Below are 1,785 nucleotides of genomic sequence, written 5' to 3'. Positions count from 1 at the left end.
ATGAGCAAGAGGCTAAAGTTTTGTCTCATAAATTCCCCTCTGATCTTATGCTGATCCGGCTTCAACACGATAAGTAAGCTCCTGGATAAGTACCCGGACCATTATGCGAAAGCAATGGTCCGGGTACTTAACTACCTTGCCAGAAAACCTGACCATTGGAGAAACAACCCCTTCTGAAAATGTCTTATACCCTACCAACGAGAAACGTTAGGGAAAGCCAGGTTATGCAATCAAACATACACCATCAAACAATATCCATTAACGGTACTCGCTGGGGGGTGCCCGACACAGTCACTGAATGTCCAATCTGCCAGGATAATGCGGCTAGTGTAATAATTTGCAAAAGGGGGCATAAAATCTGCGTGCCCTGTTTTGATAGTCAATTCGACAGGCTCGAAAATTGCCTTGTGTGCCGTAAAGAACTGGGAGACAGAAAAACAGCCCAATTCACAAGAGGAGGAGGGTTGTTAGCCCTTAATAATTCCCGTTTTAACTGTATGAGTAAAGAGTGTGGATGGTCTGGAGGCTACCACGAGTTGGATGAACACAAGTTATCCTGTTCAAAAAGACCTTTAGATTGCGATTATGGCTGCGGCACGAGTGTACCAGAGCCAGAACTCGAGACACATAAGCAACAATGTAGAAAACGCCCCTATAAAGAGGGGAACCTTGCTGCTGACTATGAAACAGTTATGGAAGCCAAAAAGCTTAAAACTGAATGCCTCGAAACAACAAGCCATCAACCAACAACTCAAAGTAAACTAGAGTTAGCTGATCGTCTCATCAGGTTCTACCCTCAGGTTCTTGACGCTGCTTTGAAAGAGACTTCTGAAGCAAATCAGCCAACAGCGGCAGGCACCACAACAAGCAACATACCATGCTCTTACCAATGTGGTTTTATAGCCAGTAATCCCAAGGAACTTTCTTCTCATTTCTCTGATTGTGCCTGTAAACCCCTTCCGTGCCGCCACTGCACATCATTAGTACTGAGGAGAGCATTGCCTGACCATGAAGAGTGGTGTGTTCAGCGTCCAATAAAATGTCTTTACTGTGATAGTTACGTATTTCAGGGAAGGATGAGGCTGCATTTTCTGAACTGTATCGGTTATCCGGTAAACTGTGCCTTATGCCACAATCATGTGGTTCGGTCAAAACTCCTGGAGCACCAAGCGACAGCGTGCCCACAAAGGTTTGTGGATTGTGATCGCTGCTTTGAAGCAACCACCACTGGAGAGCTGGACGCACACAAACAGGGCTGCCGATTCATGCAAAAAATTATTTTACCAGCCAGCTCTACTAATGCCGCCGTCACTCTGGTGCCTCAGCCCAACTCTACAGGCCCTGTTTATCAACCAGAGGACTGCCAGGGCGATTCATCCGTTATCTATCTGGCTCTGCCACATGAAAAATTTCAGAACTTCATGCGTTGCAAAAAAAAGGACAAGTCTGATGATACGGTCAACAATCCATTATTTCATAGTGATGGGCGCATCAAGTGCAAGTACGCCGAATCCCCCAGTAATATATCCCCTTGTTTCCATCGTTATTATGGAGAATGGGAACTAGAGGTTAAGCAGCCAGCAGATACGCGAAAACACTATCTCGTATGGACATATATGGACGTTTTAGACACACAAAATCGGAAAATAGCTCATCTTGTGCAATTCTGTCCTTCTTTAAATAGCGAGGGGGGAGTGAGATTATGTGTCAACTCTCATCATAGTAACTACTCCACTGGTCATCTAAAAACGGACAATGAGCAAGAGGCTAAAGTTTTGTCTCATA

At 45.0% G+C, this 1,785-nt stretch carries 1 protein-coding gene; it reads left to right on the top strand.

What is annotated here, in order from left to right; genetic code table 11:
- Positions 1-536: 536 nt before the first annotated feature.
- Positions 537-1,785: hypothetical protein (locus tag E1189_RS01775; RefSeq protein WP_230459999.1), on the top strand; the 1,249-nt coding region annotated here is incomplete at its 3' end.

Origin of the sequence: Parendozoicomonas verongulae (assembly GCF_009711465.1) — a bacterium.
Lineage (GTDB): Bacteria > Pseudomonadota > Gammaproteobacteria > Pseudomonadales > Endozoicomonadaceae > Sansalvadorimonas > Sansalvadorimonas verongulae.
The sequence above is the reverse complement of the archived record's forward strand: the minus strand, read 5'-3'. Positions and strand labels throughout refer to the sequence as shown.